This window comes from Saccharospirillum mangrovi (assembly GCF_003367315.1).
Taxonomy (GTDB): Bacteria; Pseudomonadota; Gammaproteobacteria; order Pseudomonadales; family Natronospirillaceae; genus Saccharospirillum; species Saccharospirillum mangrovi.
In genome coordinates, this window is the sequence record NZ_CP031415.1 from 1,637,186 (window position 1) to 1,656,079 (window position 18,894).

General features: G+C 56.1%; 11 protein-coding genes. 8 read left to right on the forward strand and 3 right to left on the reverse strand.

Features of this window, described 5'->3' with window-relative positions; translation table 11 throughout:
• Positions 1–56: 56 nt before the first annotated feature.
• Both DW349_RS07895 and DW349_RS07900 read right to left on the reverse strand, forming a co-directional pair.
• Positions 57–1,079 (reverse strand): hypothetical protein, encoded by a 1,023-nt coding sequence (locus tag DW349_RS07895; RefSeq protein WP_108124479.1) that lies wholly within the window; start codon positions 1,077–1,079, stop codon positions 57–59.
• A complete protein-coding gene (locus DW349_RS07900; RefSeq protein WP_108124478.1) occupies positions 1,076–3,175 on the reverse strand; it encodes a motility associated factor glycosyltransferase family protein in 2,100 nt (699 codons plus the stop codon). Before DW349_RS07900 ends, DW349_RS07895 begins: the two co-directional genes overlap by 4 nt.
• 238 nt (positions 3,176–3,413) lie before the next feature.
• On the opposite strand from DW349_RS07900, the gene DW349_RS17620 reads away from it, so the two are divergent.
• The 3 genes from DW349_RS17620 (at position 3,414) to fliD (ending at position 11,051) form a co-directional block, all read left to right on the forward strand.
• On the forward strand, positions 3,414–6,461 hold the full coding sequence (locus DW349_RS17620; RefSeq protein WP_108124477.1) for a flagellin N-terminal helical domain-containing protein: 3,048 nt from the start codon (positions 3,414–3,416) through the stop codon (positions 6,459–6,461).
• A gap of 85 nt (positions 6,462–6,546) precedes the next feature.
• On the forward strand, positions 6,547–6,984 hold the full coding sequence (locus tag DW349_RS07910) for a flagellar protein FlaG (RefSeq protein ID WP_108124476.1): 438 nt from the start codon (positions 6,547–6,549) through the stop codon (positions 6,982–6,984).
• 167 nt (positions 6,985–7,151) lie between these two features.
• Positions 7,152–11,051, forward strand: a complete 3,900-nt coding sequence (fliD, locus tag DW349_RS07915; RefSeq protein ID WP_108124475.1) for a flagellar filament capping protein FliD — start codon at positions 7,152–7,154, stop codon at positions 11,049–11,051.
• 100 nt (positions 11,052–11,151) lie between these two features.
• Here fliD and DW349_RS07920 read toward each other — a convergent pair whose 3' ends face one another.
• The gene (locus DW349_RS07920) at positions 11,152–13,221 is read right to left on the reverse strand and encodes a class I SAM-dependent methyltransferase (RefSeq protein WP_108124474.1); all 2,070 of its coding nucleotides are present in this window, start codon (positions 13,219–13,221) and stop codon (positions 11,152–11,154) included.
• A gap of 295 nt (positions 13,222–13,516) precedes the next feature.
• On the opposite strand from DW349_RS07920, the gene fliS reads away from it, so the two are divergent.
• The 5 genes from fliS to DW349_RS07945 all read left to right on the forward strand — a co-directional run bounded on the left by fliS (position 13,517) and on the right by DW349_RS07945 (position 18,860).
• Positions 13,517–13,969, forward strand: coding sequence for a flagellar export chaperone FliS (fliS, locus tag DW349_RS07925; protein ID WP_232819276.1), 453 nt, complete (start codon positions 13,517–13,519; stop codon positions 13,967–13,969).
• Positions 13,959–14,270 (forward strand): hypothetical protein, encoded by a 312-nt coding sequence (locus tag DW349_RS07930; protein WP_108124472.1) that lies wholly within the window; start codon positions 13,959–13,961, stop codon positions 14,268–14,270. The genes fliS and DW349_RS07930 overlap by 11 nt, the downstream gene beginning before the upstream one ends.
• 282 nt (positions 14,271–14,552) lie before the next feature.
• On the forward strand, positions 14,553–16,010 hold the full coding sequence (locus tag DW349_RS07935) for a sigma-54 dependent transcriptional regulator (protein ID WP_108124471.1): 1,458 nt from the start codon (positions 14,553–14,555) through the stop codon (positions 16,008–16,010).
• A gap of 213 nt (positions 16,011–16,223) precedes the next feature.
• A complete protein-coding gene (locus tag DW349_RS07940) occupies positions 16,224–17,432 on the forward strand; it encodes a sensor histidine kinase (RefSeq protein WP_232819275.1) in 1,209 nt (402 codons plus the stop codon).
• A 24-nt stretch (positions 17,433–17,456) separates the two neighbouring features.
• On the forward strand, positions 17,457–18,860 hold the full coding sequence (locus DW349_RS07945; protein ID WP_108124470.1) for a sigma-54-dependent transcriptional regulator: 1,404 nt from the start codon (positions 17,457–17,459) through the stop codon (positions 18,858–18,860).
• The last annotated feature ends 34 nt before the right edge of the window (positions 18,861–18,894 follow it).

An 18,894-nucleotide genomic window follows, 5' to 3' on the forward strand; every position in this document is an offset into this window, starting at 1 on the left:
GGAAGGGCGGCGGCTTCGTCCGTGAAGCCGAAGTCTGCTGTTAAGTCAGTCTCCTGCTAAGCCCGATAGGCTTCCAGTTGGGCATGAAACTTAGGATCGATGCCCTTTAATACCCGATCAATTGCCTGGTTTTGCACCTTGGCATCGAAATAATCCGGCCGGGGTTTGTCACTGTAATTGAAGCCAGAAAAGTCGAGTGACTTGGGACCGGCGTCGGCCATCTCAGCGGTGCGCTCAAAGGGAATAAAGGTGTAGCGTGATGGGTCGAGACTCGCCAGGCCTCGGAACATATCCAGGTGGTACATCGACCAGCCATCAAGCGCTTTTTGATAATTGGGCTTTTGCATCCATTCTTCGGCCGATTGCTCACCAAACCGCGACACCGCCATTTGCCAAAAAGGTGGAAAATGCTGGTTGTTGTTAGGGTCCATGTTTTCCATTTTGAAAAACGAATCGATGGCCCAACTGGGGTCGCGTAACGTTACCCACCAATGCGGCTGTCCGCCAAACAGAGTATTAAAGCGCGGAATGTCGTGCCCATAGCCAATACGTTTTTGAATTAACGGCGTGTCTTGCGGCCAGCAATCCTGCAACCACTGGCAATATTCGGCGAGCTCCAGCGACAATTCCAACGCGTGGCTTTGCGCAAATTCCGTTACGCAGAGGTGATAACTGGGCAGGCTGTCGTGGGTCATTTTCTGCAGAAAACGATGGTGATCGAGCCCACAGCTTTCCATCAGTTGTTTAAACAGATAGGTGCCGCCGGTGCGCATAAAGCCAATCACCAAATGGATTTCAGGGTGATTCAATCCGGCCGCTTCCGGAATGGTGCCGCCAGCCTTCAACGACTGATAGAGCGACATTAGCCGATCCATGGTGGCTTTGAAGCGGGGTTTGTCGATGACCAGTTCGTTAAAGCCTTGGCGCGATTGCTGAGTCAGTTTGTCAAACTCGTCGCGTTGTAAGTTGTGACCAGACAACCCCCGACTTTCCCAACCGTCTTCCGGACGGATGCCGCCGAGATGCTGCACATAGGCCTCGTGCAAAGGGTGAATTTTACCGTCGAGAAAAAGTTTCATTGCAGGTTGTCCGTATTAAAAGGTGAAGCAAATTGCTGCTGATAGAACGGATCGTCGACCATTTCAGTGATGCGTTTGTCCAGCCAGGTGTCTTCTTCGATGCTCAGGTCTCGCTGTCCCACCCAGTCGTAGTGCTCCGGTAATTTATCCACCAGATCGATAAAGCGTTGTCGCCAGATCGCCAGGTTGCGGTTGGCAACCTCCTCGTCCGGTGTGGTGAACGCCGCCGTTAACGCTGCATTGAAGTAATGCCAGAAAGTGCCGCGAATCAGAAAGTACATGGAATTTCGCGTCTGGAAATAATGCCGTTGCAGGCGTCGACTCAGGTTCAACAGGCTGATGATCAAAGCGCCCCGGTCGTCGGGCATCTTCATCAATTCGTCTTTGACCAGTTGGCAGGCGGCTTGTAAGAAGTCGCTGCCTTTTTTCAAACCGTTTTCTATCTCAGTCGGCATGATGATCACTGTCTCAGCGAGCAATGTCTGGCGATAGTCGTTCTGATTGAAGGATTCGCCCAACGAGGCTTCAAACTCAGCCTGTTCCCGGATGACCTCGGTGTATTCGATGTGTGCGCCCATCGAGCAGTTGTACACCGAACAACGCTGCTGGTGCAGCGCCAGCAATTTCTCAACCCGGTCGCGAGCGGCGTTATAGATGGGCTCGGTGATCAGATCTTCATTGTCGATGGAGCGCACGCGCATTTGTGCGGTTCGCTGCGTTGCAATGTCTTGCAAGTGTTTTGGCGCTTTGGCATCGAAGTACACACTGCCGTTGGCGTGCGAGTGTTTGACGTCGCGATAACCAAAATCCATCCCGAACAGGAAGACTTTCTTGAAGCCCAGTTGAATGGCCAGTCCGGTTGCTGCGTTGGTACAGGTCGGTGTCATGCCGTGCAACTGAGCTGCGCATTGATCGCCAAACATGGCGTGCAACGAAGTGGAATCCTTGAAATACATGAAGGCATGCGATGCCAGCTCAAAGACCTTGGGATTGAGCTGAACGGCACCGGCGAGCAACGGTACCTGATAGTTCTCATCGAGGGTGTGGGACAGATGCAAAACCGTGGCGTAGTCCGATTCAATTTCGACGTGCAGGTCCGGCACGATGTCGTGGTGCTTGAGCACCGACAACGCTGTGCCCGCTGAAAACAGAAAGATGCGATCACGGTTGGCTTTGATCCAGTCGATGCGCTGGTTCAATGACGGGCCAGCACCCACGATCACCGCCGGTTTTTCGTCAACCCAATGCAACAGGCTCTGGGGTAGGGCCTTGGGTAACACCGGAATGAGATTGCGCAGGCTGTGCAGGGTGTTGTTCAGCTGGTTGGCTTCATCGTCATAAAAACCCCAGGCGGTAATAAAGACCTTAAACTCGGCTTGAACGCGCTGGATGATGCGATCGTAGAAGGCACTTTTCAGATGGTTGTAGAAGACGTTCATCGTCGGGAACAGTGGAATGTAGTGTGACAACTCGTTCCACATGCCCTGGAAGAATTTTTCATCGTCGTCGGTCTGAACCAGGATGAAATTAAAAAAGCGGCCTTGATCCCGTGTAAAGCGCGGGATGATGTCGTACCAATCGGTCATGTAGAGCGACATCAGCAACGATTCAGGGCTGTGATCGGCAATCAGCACGATGCGGCAGTCGCGTTGTTCCAGATAACGTTGAATGTGCAGACCGCTGCCGATGTTGGTGAACACGATGATCGGAATAAAGTCCGGCAAATAATGGTGGTGCTTATCCATGTGCTGGTAATCCATCTGGCGCATGGTCTGGTTCAGATGGTGGTGGAAGAAGCGGGGGCCGCCGTAGTCGTTGCGGCTGATGGGTTCCAGGGTTCGGATCGGCGCATTGACCGGGAAGATATCGCCGAACGCGGCCACTTCTTCGTCGACGTATTTTTCACCGTCACCCAGGTACAGCGAGCGCTGACCATCAAAAATGTCCCAGCGTTGCTGCTCTTCACTCACCGACAGCGTCAACCGTTCAAAACGGACCTCTTTCAGGACGTTAAAAAGTTCCGGCATGTTTTGCTGGAAGAAACTCAGGTTGCGTTGAAAGCGTTCTTGTATCGCTTGCTGGCTAAAAGCCCACATAGATCAATGCTCTTGATGGTGATTCAGATTGGCCGCCAGTGTATCCCGACTGACCCTTTGATGTGACTTAGCAGGATCTGTGCCAGTCATATTCCATAAGTTGTTATTTAAAAGACGAATTAATAGCTAAAAGATATAAAAGTATTTGCCAAGGCCGCCGTTAAAGGGAGCGTAAACAAACAACATCGCTGAGCTTGGCTGCAGTAGAGCGGTTGGCGAAAGCGAAGGAGATGAGTGTATGCCTCAGATCATTAACACGAACATCGCCTCCTTGAACGCTCAGAGGAATCTGAACACGTCTCAGGATGCCAACAGCACCGCCTTGCAGCGTCTGTCGTCCGGTCTGCGGATCAACAGCGCCAAGGATGATGCGGCCGGTCTGGCGATTTCTACCCGCTTCGAGTCTCAAACCAAGGGCTTGAACGTGGCTATCCGTAACGCCGGTGACGGTATCTCTCTGGCCCAGACTGCTGAAGGTGCTCTGGGTGCGATGACCGAAAACCTGCAGCGTATTCGTGAATTGGCGGTTCAGGCTTCTAACGAAACCAACTCCGAATCCGACCGTATCGCTCTGCAACAAGAAGTGGATCAGCTGATCGAGGAAATCACTCGTACAGCTGAGGAAACCAACTTCAACGGCCGTAACCTGCTGGATGGTTCCTTCAACGGTACTTTCCAGGTCGGTGCTAACGCTGGTGATGTGGTTAACATCTCTATCTCTGAGCTGACTGCCGGCAAACTGGGTGCTTCTGACACCGTTGGTGTGAGCGCCGTGGGCAGCGATCAGGCGTTGAGCAACGGTGACTTGATCATCAATGGCGTTCCCATTCCGCCGTCCAAGGCTGAAGACGACACCAGCTCTTTCGCTGAAGCCGACACCAGCTCCATCGCTAAAGCGGCCGCCATCAACTCTGTCTCTGATGAGACTGGTGTTAAGGCGTACGTCACTGAAAACGTGGCCGCCGGTTCTGAAATGGAAGACGGCACAGCGGTCAGCGGTACCATCACGCTGAACGGTGTTGAGATCGAAATTCAGACCACTTCCAGCGCCGATACCACTCGTGCCTCTGTGGCTGAAGCGATCAACGCTTTCGCTGAGCAAACCGGTGTGCGTGCGGTTAACTCTGGTACTTCTGCCAACGGCGTAACGCTGGTTGCTGAAGACGGCCGTAACATCACTGTCGATCTGGGTACTTTGACCACAGCTCAAACAGGTTTGGCAGCTAACGATACCTACCAAGGTGGCTACACCCTGGTTGCCAACGGTGACGTTGATGAAATCGTCATCTCCGGTGGTGACGGTACTGGCGGCGGTAACCTGGCGAACGCGGGTCTGACGGCTGGTACTTATCAGCGCGGTGCCGCTCAGCTGGCCTCTACTTCAACCTCAACCACCAGCGGTGTTGGTTTCCAAACCAACACAGTGATGAGTGCCTTGGGTTCAGACGGTATCTTCGGTCTGTCTGGTGGCATGTTCACCTCTGACCTGGCTGCCGGCATGACTGGTACCAGCGGTCTGGCGGTATACGGTACGGTCGCCGAAGTGATTACCGTGACCGTTGGCGGTAACAGCGCGGTAATGACTTACAGCTCCATCGACATGGGTGCCGATACTCTGGCTGCGGCTATCAACGCGGCTGGTAGCGGCTCTGTCGAAGTCAGCGCTGAAACTCGTGTGGATCTGACCTTTGCTGGCTACACCTCAGCTGGTTTCGCTACCACTGGTACGATCCAAATCCGAGACACCCAGTCAACCGGTGCTTTGCTGGGCACTTTGTCGATTGCCAGTGGTCAGACCGTTGAGCAGTTGGCGGGTGCGATCAACGCTGCGTTCACCAGTATCGTGGCGACCTTCGACACCACAGGCTCTATCTCGCTGACGGATGTTGATGGCAACACCCTGGCGTTCTTTGCAACGGCTGCCTTCGGCAACGCGGTGACGGCTGACTTCCTGAGTGCGACCGGTACTGTATCAGCCACTGTGGCTGATATTGCCGATACCAACGTTCGTTACGGCTTCGGCTACATCAAAGATGTGGACGTGACTGACGGTGACGTATCTCAGATCCAGATCAGCTCCAACCGTATGGCTGACACCTCTACTGCCAACCTGTCTACCTTCCTGACTCGTGGCACAGCCGGTGTTGCCAGCCCGGTGAACGCTCTGTTGATCGACGTTGCATCCAGCACCTACGGTCTGGAAAACGGCGACCTGCTGATCAACGGCGTATCCATCGATGCGGCTGACCCGCTGACTGACACCGCTTCGGCCAAAAAGGCGAGCGACGGCTCTAACATCCAGTCCGCTGATAAGACTAAGAGTGGTATCGCCATTGCGGCTGCCATCAATAAAGTCTCTGAAGAGACCGGTGTTACCGCCACAGTCAACGCCACCAAGGTGGTCGGTTCTGACGAAAACACCGATGCCAACGTAACCGCTGCTCAAGCAATCTACGGAGCGGGTGACGCCGGTAAGATCTACATCAACGGTGTAGACCTGGGTGTGATCTCACTGGTCGACGATGGCTCTGGCGGCATCGATCTGGAACGCAGCCGTCAAGCGGCTATCGACCTGATCAACCAGAAATCCGGTCTGACAGGTGTCACAGCGGAAGACAACGGTGAGTCCATCACCTTGATCGCTGCTGATGGTCGTAACGTCTCTGTGGCAATCGACAACGATAACCACAACAACGGCGTTGCCGATCCGTCTGATACAGGCTTCGGTGCTCTGATCGGTCTGGACTCTGCGCTCGACGGCATTGGTGAAGCGGACATCGGTACGGCTGGTCCGTCCAACGTGGTTGGTGATCGTGGTGACACCTCTGAAGGTGTGGCTTACGAGACTACCTACGCCACTGTGACGCTGAACTCTGCCAAAGGCATCGACATCAGTGCCGGTACCGGTGGTAAGGATGAGCTGGAAGACCTGGGCTTCACCGTAGGTAACTTCGGTGGTGGTACCGACGGCGCCTTCCTGAAAGACCTCGACATCACTACCTTCGAGGGTGCTCAGGAAGCGATCAACGCCATCGATAACGCCCTGGATACCGTAGCCAGCCAGCGTGCTGCCCTCGGTGCGATCCAGAACCGTTTCGAGTCTACCGTCAGCAACCTGCAGATCACCGCAGAGAACCTGACAGCGGCCAACTCGCGGATTCGCGACGCGGACTTCGCAGCTGAAACGGCTGAGCTGTCTCGGACTCAGGTACTGCAGCAAGCGGGTATCTCCATCCTGGCGCAGGCCAACCAGCGGCCGCAACAGGTGCTGTCACTGCTCGGTTAATAGCGTGACCGGGTCGGGTCCAGGAGGGCCCGACCCCATCAGCCAGGCTCTTGCGGCCTGAACCGAAGGTGACTGGAGGTGAGTTATGAGTGAATTGAACGGTACTACGACGTCGTCACTGAACGCTCGACCATCCGCACCGCTGAATACGGCGGCAAAGGTCAGCCAGAATAGCGGCCAACCCTTGCCGACCCAGACAGTGGAAAAGGCCGGACCAGCCATAGTGCTGCCGTCGGTCAGCTCCGACACCAAAGCCCAGGAAGAAACGGTCGAGATCAAAGCGACCCAGGCTTCAGAAGCGGAGGAACTGGAACTGGCCGTTGCCAAGCTGAACGATTACGTACAGCAAACGGAACGGAAGCTGAACTTCCAGGTCGATGAAGAATCCGGATTGACGGTCATCCGAGTGTTCGATAAGCAATCGGATGAATTGATCCGCCAGATTCCAAGCGAGGAAGTGGTGTCATTGGCCCAGAAATTGAATCAGGAAGAGCCATTGATGTTGTTTTCTGCGCAAGTCTAGGATCGTCAGAAATCGTCAAGGGTTTGACGCAGCGACAACAGTTCGTAACCAAAGGGGGTATCAAGGGTAGCCGGCCAAGGCCGATACACTTGATATCCTTTTCCTGTTTCAGGGGACAGTCCAGTCCCGCAGGAAAAGGTCCCATTGATCAGTAGGGTGTTGTTGCTATGGCCAGTGTTTCATCCTTGGGCGTCGGCTCAGGTCTGCTGACCAGCGAGTTGCTGGAAGATATTCTCGCCGCCGAGCGAGAGGCAACCGATCTGCGTTTGGATCGCAAGCAGGCTGAAATTGAAACCAAGATCACCGCTTATGGTGAATTGCGCAGTTCGCTCGACAAATTACAGTCGGCCACCGCAGCGCTCTCTAACGCCAACACCATCAAAAGTTCCTCGGCGACCAGCAGCGACGAAAGCGCGCTGACCGCGACCACCAATACGACCGCCTCACCGGGCAGCTACCAGATTGCCATTGATCAGGTAGCGAGTGCTCATACGCTGGCGTCGAAATCCTATTCGTCCATCAACGACACCGTCGGTACCGGCACGCTGACTTTCAGCTTTGGTACCACCAATTACGACGGTGGCGGCAATTACGACAGTTTTGATCAGAACGGCGATATCACCAGTGTGTCCATCGATATCACTTCTGAAAACAACACGCTCTCGGGCTTGCGCGACACCATCAACAAAGAAGTGGATGGCGTTACCGCCAGCCTGGTGTTCGACGGCAGTGGCTATCGTTTGTTGCTGACCAGCGAACAGACCGGCGAAGAGACCAGCATGGAAATCACCGCCTCTGGTGATGCCGGCCTGCAATCTCTGGCCTACAACTCTGCGCAGAATGTTCCCGGCACCAACATGACCGAAACGCAGCGCGGCCAGGACGCCATTTTGCGCATTAACGGTTTGGAAGTGACGTCCGCCGACAACCAGGTCGATCAGGTTATTCAGGGCGTGACGCTGAATCTGAATCAGGTCACCACCGGCAATATCAGCCTGAACGTGACGCGCGACACCGGCGAAGTCGCCGACAAAATGGAAGCCTACGTCGAGGCTTACAACGAGTTCAAACTGATCTACGACGAAGTCACCAAGTACGATCCCGACAGCCAGGAAGCCGGCATCCTGCTGGGCGACTCCGCCGTGCGAAACCTGTATTCCGACGTGCGCAACAGCATGTCGACTATGGTGACCGGCCTGATTGGCGGTAAGTACAACAGCCTGTCGCAGGTCGGTCTGGGCACCGACAGGAACAACAATTTTCAGCTGACCTTTAACCGCAGTAATTTCATCAAGGCGCTGAACGACAACGCCGATGCGATGGCGGGCTTGTTGGCGACGCAACAGACCATTACTGACAGCCAGATCAGCTTTGTCACCCAGACCAACAAAACCCAGCCGGGTGAATACGACATCTTTATTGAGCGCGCGGCGACTCAGGCGCAATGGCAAGGCCTGTCTACCAGCGCTCTGGCATTTGGTTCCAATCTGGTGATTGGCGGCAGTAACGACAGCTTCACCATGGAGCTGAACGGCACCACCCGGACGGTCACCCTGGAGCAAGGCAGTTACAGCAGTGGCGATGAACTGGCGTTGATGATTCAGGATTCCATCAATGCGGCGTTTAACGGTTCGCAAACCGCCACCGTTGCCTTCGATGCGTCATCGCAAAGTTTGAGCATCACCTCGTCCAAGTTTGGCAGTGCCTCAACCGTCAACATTACCGGCACCGATGCCACCGTGGCGGAAACGCTGGGCCTGGGTAAAGCCGGGCAGGGCGGTGTTAACGGTCAGTACTTCAAAGCGCTGGGCGTTACCGGTTTTGCCGCCACCAGCTTGCCGGGCACGCAAACGGTAACCGCCGATCAGGGCATCAATTTCAGCACTAACACGGTCAGTTTTGATCTGACCGTAACGGGCACCGGCACCGGTTTGGACGGTGTTCCCACCACCATTACGCTGGATGAAGACTGGAGCGACATCGTCGACGTCAACGGTAACGTTACGACCGATCGGGATCGCGAAGACGTACTCACCTACATCCAGTCCGAATTAAATGACGCCGGTTTTAACGGCATTGTCAGCGCTGCGTTCGACAGCTCCGGTCGGTTGTATTTCCGCACCGAAGAGCAGGCCGGCAGCCAGACCCTGGAGATCTCCAACACCAATGTCACCGGCGCCGACTTCCTCGGTTTGCAAGAAGGTGTGCAGTCCAGCGGCGTCACCATCAACGCTGGCGCGGAATTCCAATTAAGCCTGGATAACCGCCAGGTGGCGGTAACCTCCGGATTGATCACCGTTCCGCCAGGTACCTATGAAACACCGGCAGACCTGGCCGCCGCGATTGAGACCGCCATCAACGCCGACGCCACCATTCAGGCCGGGGCATCGGGTGCGCAGACCACGGGCGGCAGCCGCAACATCAACAACACCATCGATTTTGCCTCCAACCCGGCGCAGTTCCAGTTCAACCTGAACGGCACCGATCACACCATCGACGTCGATGCCAATGGCACCGACAACCTCGACAGCATCCAGCAAGCCCTGGATGCCGAACTGGGTGCCGGTGTCGTCACTGCATACAAAGTCGGCAATGGACTGGTGTTGAAAACCGATGCCGCCGGCTCGAGTGAAATTCTGGAAATCACCAAAGACGGCGCTGGTGCCAGCACCGCCGCCGGTTCGGTTGATCTGTCTACTGGCATCGATTTCAGCGCCAGCCCGGCTAGCTTCACCATTGCCGTGGACGGCATCGACATTGATGTCACCGTCGATGGCGATGGTACCGCTGGCAGCAACGACGCCGAATCCAACCTGGCGATGATTCAGGCAGCGTTGGATGAAGCCTTGGTTCAGTCGGGTGGCGGTGGCGAATTCCAGGCCGGCGACGTGGTTGCGCGTCTGGATGCCAGCAATCAGTTGTACTTCGAAACCGTCTCTAAAAATGGTCAGAAAACCGAAGCCACCTTTGGCGCCGATTCGACCATTGAGCTGAAAAATACCGACGCCAACGCCCAGGGTGTTCTGGGACTGGCCGACCAGGGCCCGTTGATCAACGGCGCCGACGGTTTCGGATTGGACTTGGGCCAATACAAGGGTTTCGATTCTACTGCCAGTGTCAGCTATGAAACCGATGCCAACGGCAATGGCCGATTCAACATCAGTTTCGGTAACGACACCTCGGTGGAGTTCAACGCCGTCAGCACCACAGCGGCGGTGCAGTTAGGTTTCTATCTGCCATCGGGTAATGAATCCGACCCGGTGCGTGGCGTTGACGTGAAAGGCACCATCAACGGCGTTGAGGCGCTGGGCAACGGCCAGTATCTGACCGCTCAAGCCGGCAATGAATCGGCCACCAACGGTTATATTCTGGGTGGCCCGGGCGCGGACTTCAGCAGCTCGGTGGTGATCGATTCCACCAACAACAACTTCAAATTTGAAATCGATGGCGTTGAATCCGGCACCATCACGTTATCGCCCGGTGCCTACAACACCGGCGCAGCCCTGGCGGCTGAATTAAAGAAACAAATCAACGCCGATCCGGCGTTGAAAGCGCAAGGCAAGAGTGTGGATGTGCAGTTCGATCCGGACACCGGCATTTTCGGTGTGTTCTCGGTGTCCACCGGCACTCAATCGACTGTGCGCATCAAAGAAATTGATGCCGGCGCCATCGACGTTTTCGGTATGACCACTACCTCGCCGGCCGTGGACGGTAAAGCAACCGTCGGCGAACGTGACCCGGCGGCGGGTCTGATGATACGGGTAACCGGCAGCAAAACCGGCGACCGTGGCAGCGTCTCGTTGGTGCAGGGCATCTTTTACAACCTGGACAAATCGCTCGACGATGTATTGGGCAGTTCAGGTCTGTTGAGCAGCCGCGAAGATGCGCTGGATGAAGATCTGGAAGGGGTTGAAGAAGAACGCTCCACGCTGGATCAACGCATGGCGGCTATGGAAGCGCGCTTGCAGGCCAAGTTTATTTTTAACGACCAGATCATCAGCCAGTTGCAGACCACCGAGAATTTCCTGGTGCAGCAATTCGAAGCCATGAATGGCGGCGGTGATTAATTTTAAATAATCAAAAAAGAAAACCGGGTCAGGCAACTGAACCCGGTTTTTTTTATGGCGTTTTTTTATAGCGCCGATACGACGAGGATTGCGCGGCGAACTACAAAGCGCGTTGTACAAAAAACTGATACATACCGGCAAAGGTGTCCGGCCGGCTTTGTTCAAAGCGCTGCCAGGCGTTGAGGTCGGTCAGATCGCAGTGGGTTTGCGACCCAAACTGCTGACGGATGTCTTGCGGTAATACGAAGCCGAGAAATTGCAACGCGTGCCGGTTAAGCAGGGCGTCAATCTGGCTGGGCGTAAAACGATGTTCCTGCACATGAAACAGCAAATCGCGACAGCCGCTGGTGGAATAAAAATCCGGGCTTTCCAGTAAACCACTGACGTCGCCACCAAAGCGTTCAGCCATCAGGTTGGCGCGGAAACGACGGATGTCGGCACGCGTGGTGTCGTAACCCAGTTGTTCAATCCAACGCCGCGCCTGCACCACGCGTTGCCGTGCGGCTTCACTGTACAGGCCGATTTTCATCACGCCCTTGTCTTCCAGTTTAGGCAACAAGGCGGCCAGTCCGGCTTGCGGGTTCGCCATGTGATGCAGCACGCCGGAACATTCGATGACGTGAAAGCGTTCGTTCAGTTGATCCAGATGCAGAATGTCGGCCTGTAAAAACCGAATGTTGCGCAAATGGTGTCGCTTGGCCATGCGCTGCGCATAGGCCAGGCTGCGGGCGCTCAGGTCGATGGCGGTTACTTCGACATTGCGGAAATATTTGGCGATGCGCAGCGCGTGCCGCCCGGTGCCGGCGCCGGCCACCAGAACCTTGATGGTGCCCATGTTAAAAAACTGCGGCGCGCGGTAATGCTCCAATTCGGCTTCCAACGCGCGGCCGTAATTCGTCGGCGTGTTGTAGCCCAGGTGCAGCCAGCGCGGGTAGGGCGATTCTTCGTATTGCGCTTGCACTTTCAGCGACACGGCATCGGCAATGGGCGTTAACCGTTCAATGCTTTGAGCTTCGCGAATTTCACCCTGTGGCCCGGCCAGACAATGGCTGATGACCGGACGGGCGTAACTCGGCCAGCGGTTGCTGGCGATGTTGAGCAGACGTTCGCTGGCGGCGATGTCCGATACGGGTTCGTACATGCCGTACATCAATAAGGCGCTGAGCACATCGTTCGGTTGCAAGTCGGCGCTGGAGGCCAGCGTGCTGTGCAACAGATCGCGTAAGGCGGCCACCAACGGCTGCTCTTCGTCGTCGATGTTATAGACGTATTCGTTGTGCGCGCCCTGCATGCAAAACGCGGCCGCCAGACGCAACAATTGGGTATCGGAAAACTGGCCTGCCAGGCTGTGCAACAATACTTGTTTGCGCACCAGCGTCAGAAAACCTTCCAGTTCGGCGTTGCTGAAATACAACCGCGATAACGCCAGTTGCAGCAATTCGTCGCGCGCCAGATCCTGCAGGTCGATCACCGCATCCGGATCGTCCAACTGATATTTGTGTTTCAGCAAACTGCTGGTGAGCCGCGCCAATCCTTCGTGATCGACGTTATCGAGTTTCAGCCATTCGATGACATCGGCGGCCAATTCCGGCTGATAACAATCAGCCTGAATGTGGCGGGCCACCTCGAACAATTGCGCACGGACGTGCGCATCGTCCGGATGCACCCGAAACAATTTCCGGTAACCACTGAACGCCTGCGTCATTCTGCCCTGGCGGGCAAAGGTATAAACCAGCGAGGTGGCCGCCCGGGTTTCTCCGGGGGCGATGTCGAGCGCGCGGGTAAAGAGTCGAATGGCGGCGTCGTATTGGCGCTGCGCCAGCTTGACGTGGCCGAGTGAGAAACAGACGCCGGCGTCGTGGCTGTTGTTGTCCAGCGCTTGCTGCAACAGGCTGTCGGCGGAATCGTAAAAGCCTTCGTCCAGCGCGATGCGGCCAAGCAGATTCAATGCCGGGGCGTGATTGGGCGCCATATCCAACATGCGTTGCGCCAACGCGCGCGCCTGGCCACGAAACTGTACCGTGTGTTCGTTGCTGGTCCGGTTGCTCTGGCTTTGCTCGTAGCAATGCCGGGCCTGCTGTTCCAGTTCGGTCAGCGACGGGCTGTCGGTGTCGTTCGGTCGTAGCACCGGGCGCGTGGGATGCACCAGGGCTTGAGAACTGTTTTTCATGGGCTTATCGCTCGTCCGGCTCGCTCGAGCCTCTCATCCATACCGACCGGCCAAAGAGTGACCAAAACGGTCCCTTAACCGGCAACTCCTTTCCGTTTTCGGCGGCTAAACAGCCATCTCCTTCTGTTCTGAGGTAGACAGAGCAAAGAGGGTGCCAGGGTGGCAAATAGCCAAGCAGCGGGAGTAACCAGAGTGTCGTTTTAGGAAAAAGACCTTGGTCGTAGAAGCCTCAACTTTCCCGACACGCCGCCGCTAACTGAAGTATGCTTCCGGAAGGTTTTTCGGGAGGTGGCTTATGAATGACTCCAGCCGTCAGAGAGGTAATACCCCTATGTACGCTCAGGGTATCAAGCAGTACCAATCGGTCAGCACCGAAACGTCCATCATGGACGCCGACCCGCACCGCCTGATTCAGCTCTTGTTCGAAGGCGCCTTGGCGCGGATTTCCACCGCCAAAGGCCACATTGAACGCAAAGAGTTTGATCGCAAAAGTCAGGTGCTTAATTCCGCCATCGACATCATCGGTGGCCTGCAGGACAGCCTGAACACCGACACCGGTGAGCTGGCTCTGAACCTGGAACGGCTGTACGACTACATGATCCGGCGTCTGTTCGAAGCCAACGTGCGCAACGACAACGCCATCCTCGACGAAGTCACCGACCTGCTGGTGCAGATCAAATCCGCCTGGGATGCGATCCGCGACCAGGCCCTGGCGACGATGAAACCCGGAGCTCCCGATGGCGCCTGAGGCACCGTTGGAAGCCGAACTGGTTGAACGTTCACGTCGGTTGATTGAGCAAGGCCTGGCGTTGCAAGCCAGCACAGACACCACTGTGCTGGTGGGTTGGGACGAGGCGGTGAACGCTTTGGTTGCCGACGTCAACGCCGCGCTCGCCAGCGAAGGCTTCACCAGCCGCGCGTTACAGCGCCACCTGGAATGGCTGATTGACTTGTATCAGCAGTCATTGGCGACGTTGGCGGAGCGCAAAGACGATCAGGCCGCTGCCGTGGCCGATCTGCACCAACAGCGTTGGCGCATCACCGGCTAAACCATCCCCCGTTATTTCAATTTTGACTCCGCTCCTGACGTGCGGTCGGGGTGGTGTTTTTTGTAACCGAGTGTGCAGTTTGTCAACGAAACGTTTGATTGACCGTGTGTATCGCTTGAAAATCAACGGTTTATCAGCGTAAATTCGGTCATTAATGTGAAGTAGTCATTGGTTTGACAGTCAGACCTGATCCGTCTTTACTAGTGTTTGACAGTCAATTTGCTGACGTATACTCACTTTGACTGTGACGAGCTTCCGGTGTTTTGTGAGGAATTGTTCACGATGTTGCGTGAAATCAAACTGTTGATGATCGATGACGATGACCAGCGTCGACGCGATTTTGAAGTCATTCTCCAGTTTCTGGGAGAGAGCTGCGTCGGCGTTGCCAGCGAGGGATGGCAGGCGCAGATTACCGACACCGTTGACGGTCCGGAAGATCTGGTGGCGGTGCTGGTCGGGCAGACCAGCGTCGCTCTGACGCAGATGGTGCAATCATTGGTCGAGTGGGATGAAGGTTTGCCGATCATCCTGATGGACGATCACCCGGAAGTGGATTTGCTCGATGAAAACCTGCGTCGCCAGGTCATCGCCAAGCTGCATTCGCCGCCGACTTACAACAAGATGCTCGACACTCTGCATCGCGCTCAAATGTATCGCGAACAGTTCGATCTGACCCGTGGCCGAGGCCAGCGTCGCGAAGTGAATCTGTTCCGCTCACTGGTCGGTTCCAGCCGTGGCGTACAGCAAGTGCGCGAAATGATGACCCAGGTCGCCGATAAAGAAGTGACGGTGATGATTCAGGGTGAAAGCGGCACCGGCAAAGAAGTGGTTGCGCGCAATCTGCATTACAACTCGCACCGTCGCCATAAGCCGTTTGTGCCGGTTAACTGCGGTGCCATTCCCAGCGAATTGATTGAAAGCGAACTGTTCGGCCATGAAAAAGGCGCGTTCAGTGGCGCCATTACCGCCCGCGCCGGTCGCTTTGAAATGGCCGAAGGCGGCACTTTATTTCTCGATGAAATTGGTGACCTGCCGCTGAACATGCAGGTGAAACTGCTGCGCGTATTGCAAGAACGCACCTTTGAACGCGTTGGCGGCAACAAGACCTTTACTTGCGACATTCGCGTCATTGCCGCGACCCATCGCAACCTCGAACAGATGATTCAGGACGGTCTGTTTCGAGAAGACCTGTATTACCGCCTCAACGTTTTCCCGATCGAAATGCCGCCATTGCGTGAACGTTCCGAAGACATTCCGCTGTTGCTGAATGAATTGATCGCACGCATGGAAAACGAAAAACGCGGCTCGATTCGTTTCAGCTCGGCGGCCATTATGTCTCTGGTTCGGCACGACTGGCCGGGCAATGTCCGCGAGATGGCTAACTTGGTGGAGCGGTTGGCGATCATGCATCCGTATGGCGTCGTCGGTGTGCAAGAACTGCCGGTGAAATATCGCCATGTGGAAGATGAAGACGAAGCCTTGATGGGCATTTTGCCCATGGCCTCAGCCGACGGCGGTGCCACTGCCTTTAACTTTGACCAGTCGGCCTTGTTGCCGGTGAATGGCCTGGATTTGAAAGAATACCTGACCGATCTGGAACGCTCGCTGATTCAGCAAGCGCTGGACGACGCCCAAGGCGTTGTCGCACGCGCCGCCGAAAAGCTGCATATCCGCCGCACCACGCTGGTCGAGAAAATGCGCAAGTACAAAATCCACAACAAGCGCGAAGCCGTGATGTAATCTGCACCGGCCCGCGTCGTCTGACGTCGGGCCGGTTTATCCTTCCTCAGTCTTCAAGAAACCGTCAACCACCCGACGCTCGTTCTGAAAATCCCCTCTGAAACGTCCGTGTAGCCCAGAAGCGGCAAGGTTTTTCCGCTTTTGGCATTGCCTTTGCAGAACCCCCTCCAAGAGCCAAGAAAAGCGCCAAATATTTGGTGATAGGGAGTTTGGATGGGTGCGCCCGAATTTGACAGCCTGATGCAAAAGCCGATGCCGGAAGCCTTGCGCGACCGCTCGTTGGCCGATTTGCAACAGGCCTTCCAGACCTTCAGCCGCATGTCGGAACAGCTGACCGAAAGCTACGAACTGCTGGAGCATCGGGTACTGGAACTCAGCGGTGAGCTGGCAACCGTCAGCGAACAGCGCATGCAGGAATTGAACGAAAAGGAACGGCTGGCCGATCAGTTGGAAAGCCTGCTGAATTTGTTGCCCGCCGGCGTGGTGGTGGTGGACAACACCGGCATCGTGCGGCGGGTAAACCCGGCGGCGCAATCGCTGTTGGTCAGCGAGGCGTTGCCGGAATTGGTCGGTCTGCCTTGGGGCCGGGTAATTCGCGCGACCTTTAAACCGCGTCAAAATGACGGCCATGAAATTTCACTGGTCGATGGCCGCCTGGTCAGCATCGAAACCTGCGCGCTCGATAACGCCGGGCAACTGATTCTGCTCAGCGACCAGACGCAAACGCGGGCGCTGCAAGCCAAGTTGTCGCGCCACGAACGCCTGACGGCGATGGGCCGCATGGTGGCCTCGTTAGCGCATCAAATCCGCACGCCGTTGTCGGCGGCGTTGTTGTACGCCTCGAATCTGAAAAACCCCAAAGTCAGCGACATCGTGCGCGATCAATTCGTCGACAAATTAATCGGCCGCTTGCATCACCTGGAACAACAGGTTCAGGACATGCTGATTTTCGTCAAAGGCGAATGTCAGTTGGTGCACCGCATGAGCGTCGAGGAATTGTTCAGCGTGATGGCCGATAACCTGTCGGCGCGCACCGCGCAATTTCCCAACGCTTTGCAGTGGCGGAACGATGCTGCCGGCGTCGAATTGCAGTGTCAGAAAGACGCCCTGGTCAGCGCCTTGTGCAACCTGATTACCAATGCTTTTGAAGCCAGCCCGAGCGATCCAAACATCCAGATTGCCGCTGAACGTCGCGGCGAGCGGCTGCGGCTGACCATCCGCGATCAGGGTCCGGGTATGGATGCGCAAACGCTGGCGCAGATTCAAGAACCTTTTTTCACCACCAAAAGCCACGGCACCGGCCTCGGGATTCCCGTCGTCATGGCCGTGATTCGCGCCCATCAGGGCGATTTTGAAATCGACAGTCAGCCCGGACAGGGCACGGTCGTGCATCTGAACCTGCCCATCCGGGCCGAACGCTGAAGGCGTCGTTGAGGAGAAAAACCCATGAAGATTCTGATCGTAGAAGATGATGCCAACTTGCGAGAAGCGGTCAGCGACACTCTGGCGCTGTCCGATTACGAAGTGGTTGAAGCCGATTGCGGCGAAGCGGCGGTGGCCCGACTGAAAGAACAGCCGGTCGACTTTATTGTCAGCGACGTCAACATGCCCGGCATGGACGGCCATCAACTGCTGGATTTTGTCCGCACGCATCACGCCGATTTGCCGATGTTGCTGATCACCGCTTACGCGGCGGTCGATAAAGCCGTCGCCGCCATGCAGGCCGGCGCGGTGGATTATCTGGTCAAGCCGTTCGAGCCGGATCAGTTGATCGAATTGATTGAGCGCCACGCCCAACCGGCGCACGTGGCGCAAGACGAACCCATTGCTGTTGAACCTTCAAGCCAGCAAGTGCTGATGCTGGCGCGCAAAGTGGCGGCGACCGATTCCACCATTTTGATCAGCGGCGAAAGCGGCACCGGTAAAGAAGTGTTGGCGCGTTTTATTCACCAGCAATCGGCCCGCGCTAACGAACCTTTCGTGGCGATTAACTGCGCCGCCATTCCGGAAAATATGTTGGAAGCGACCTTGTTCGGCCATGAAAAAGGTGCGTTCACTGGCGCGATTCAAAGCCAGGCCGGCAAGTTCGAACAGGCCAACGGCGGCACCATCTTGCTCGACGAAATTTCCGAAATGGATTTGGGGCTGCAAGCGAAATTGCTGCGCGTGTTGCAAGAGCGCGAAGTGGAACGCATCGGCGGCCGTCGCACCATCGAATTGGATGTACGCGTACTGGCAACCACCAACCGCGACCTGATTGACGAAGTGCGCGCCGGTCGTTTCCGCGAAGACCTGTATTACCGCCTGAATGTTTTCCCGTTGCAGTGGCAACCGCTGCGCGCCCGTCGTGGTGACTTGCTGCCGTTGGCGCAACATCTGTTGGGTGTGCACGCGCGCAAAATGCACAAGAGCGGCGTCGTGCTCGACGAGTCCGCGCGTGATCGCATTCTGGCCTACGACTGGCCGGGCAACATTCGCGAACTCGACAACGCCCTGCAACGCGCGCTGATTTTGCAAAGCGGCCAATGGGTGACGGCGCAGGATCTGGGTCTGGATGGCGAACATCTGATCGACTTCGAATCGCGCCGGGCAGTGCCTGTCCGACCGATGCCATTCAACGCCGAACCGACCGCCGACATCGAGCCGGTGGAAGAGGGCAGCGATGGCATTCACCGTGACCTGAAACACCATGAATTCGAATTGATTCTGAACGCCTTGCGCGTTACTGGCGGCCGTAAAAACAAAGCCGCCGACAAGCTCGGCATCTCGGCGCGGACGCTGCGGTACAAGCTGGCGCGTATGCGCGAACTGGGTATGGACGTCGATGGCGCCATTGCCGGAATCCGTTGAACGGCAGGCGTTGACCGGCATTTCGACAAAAGCG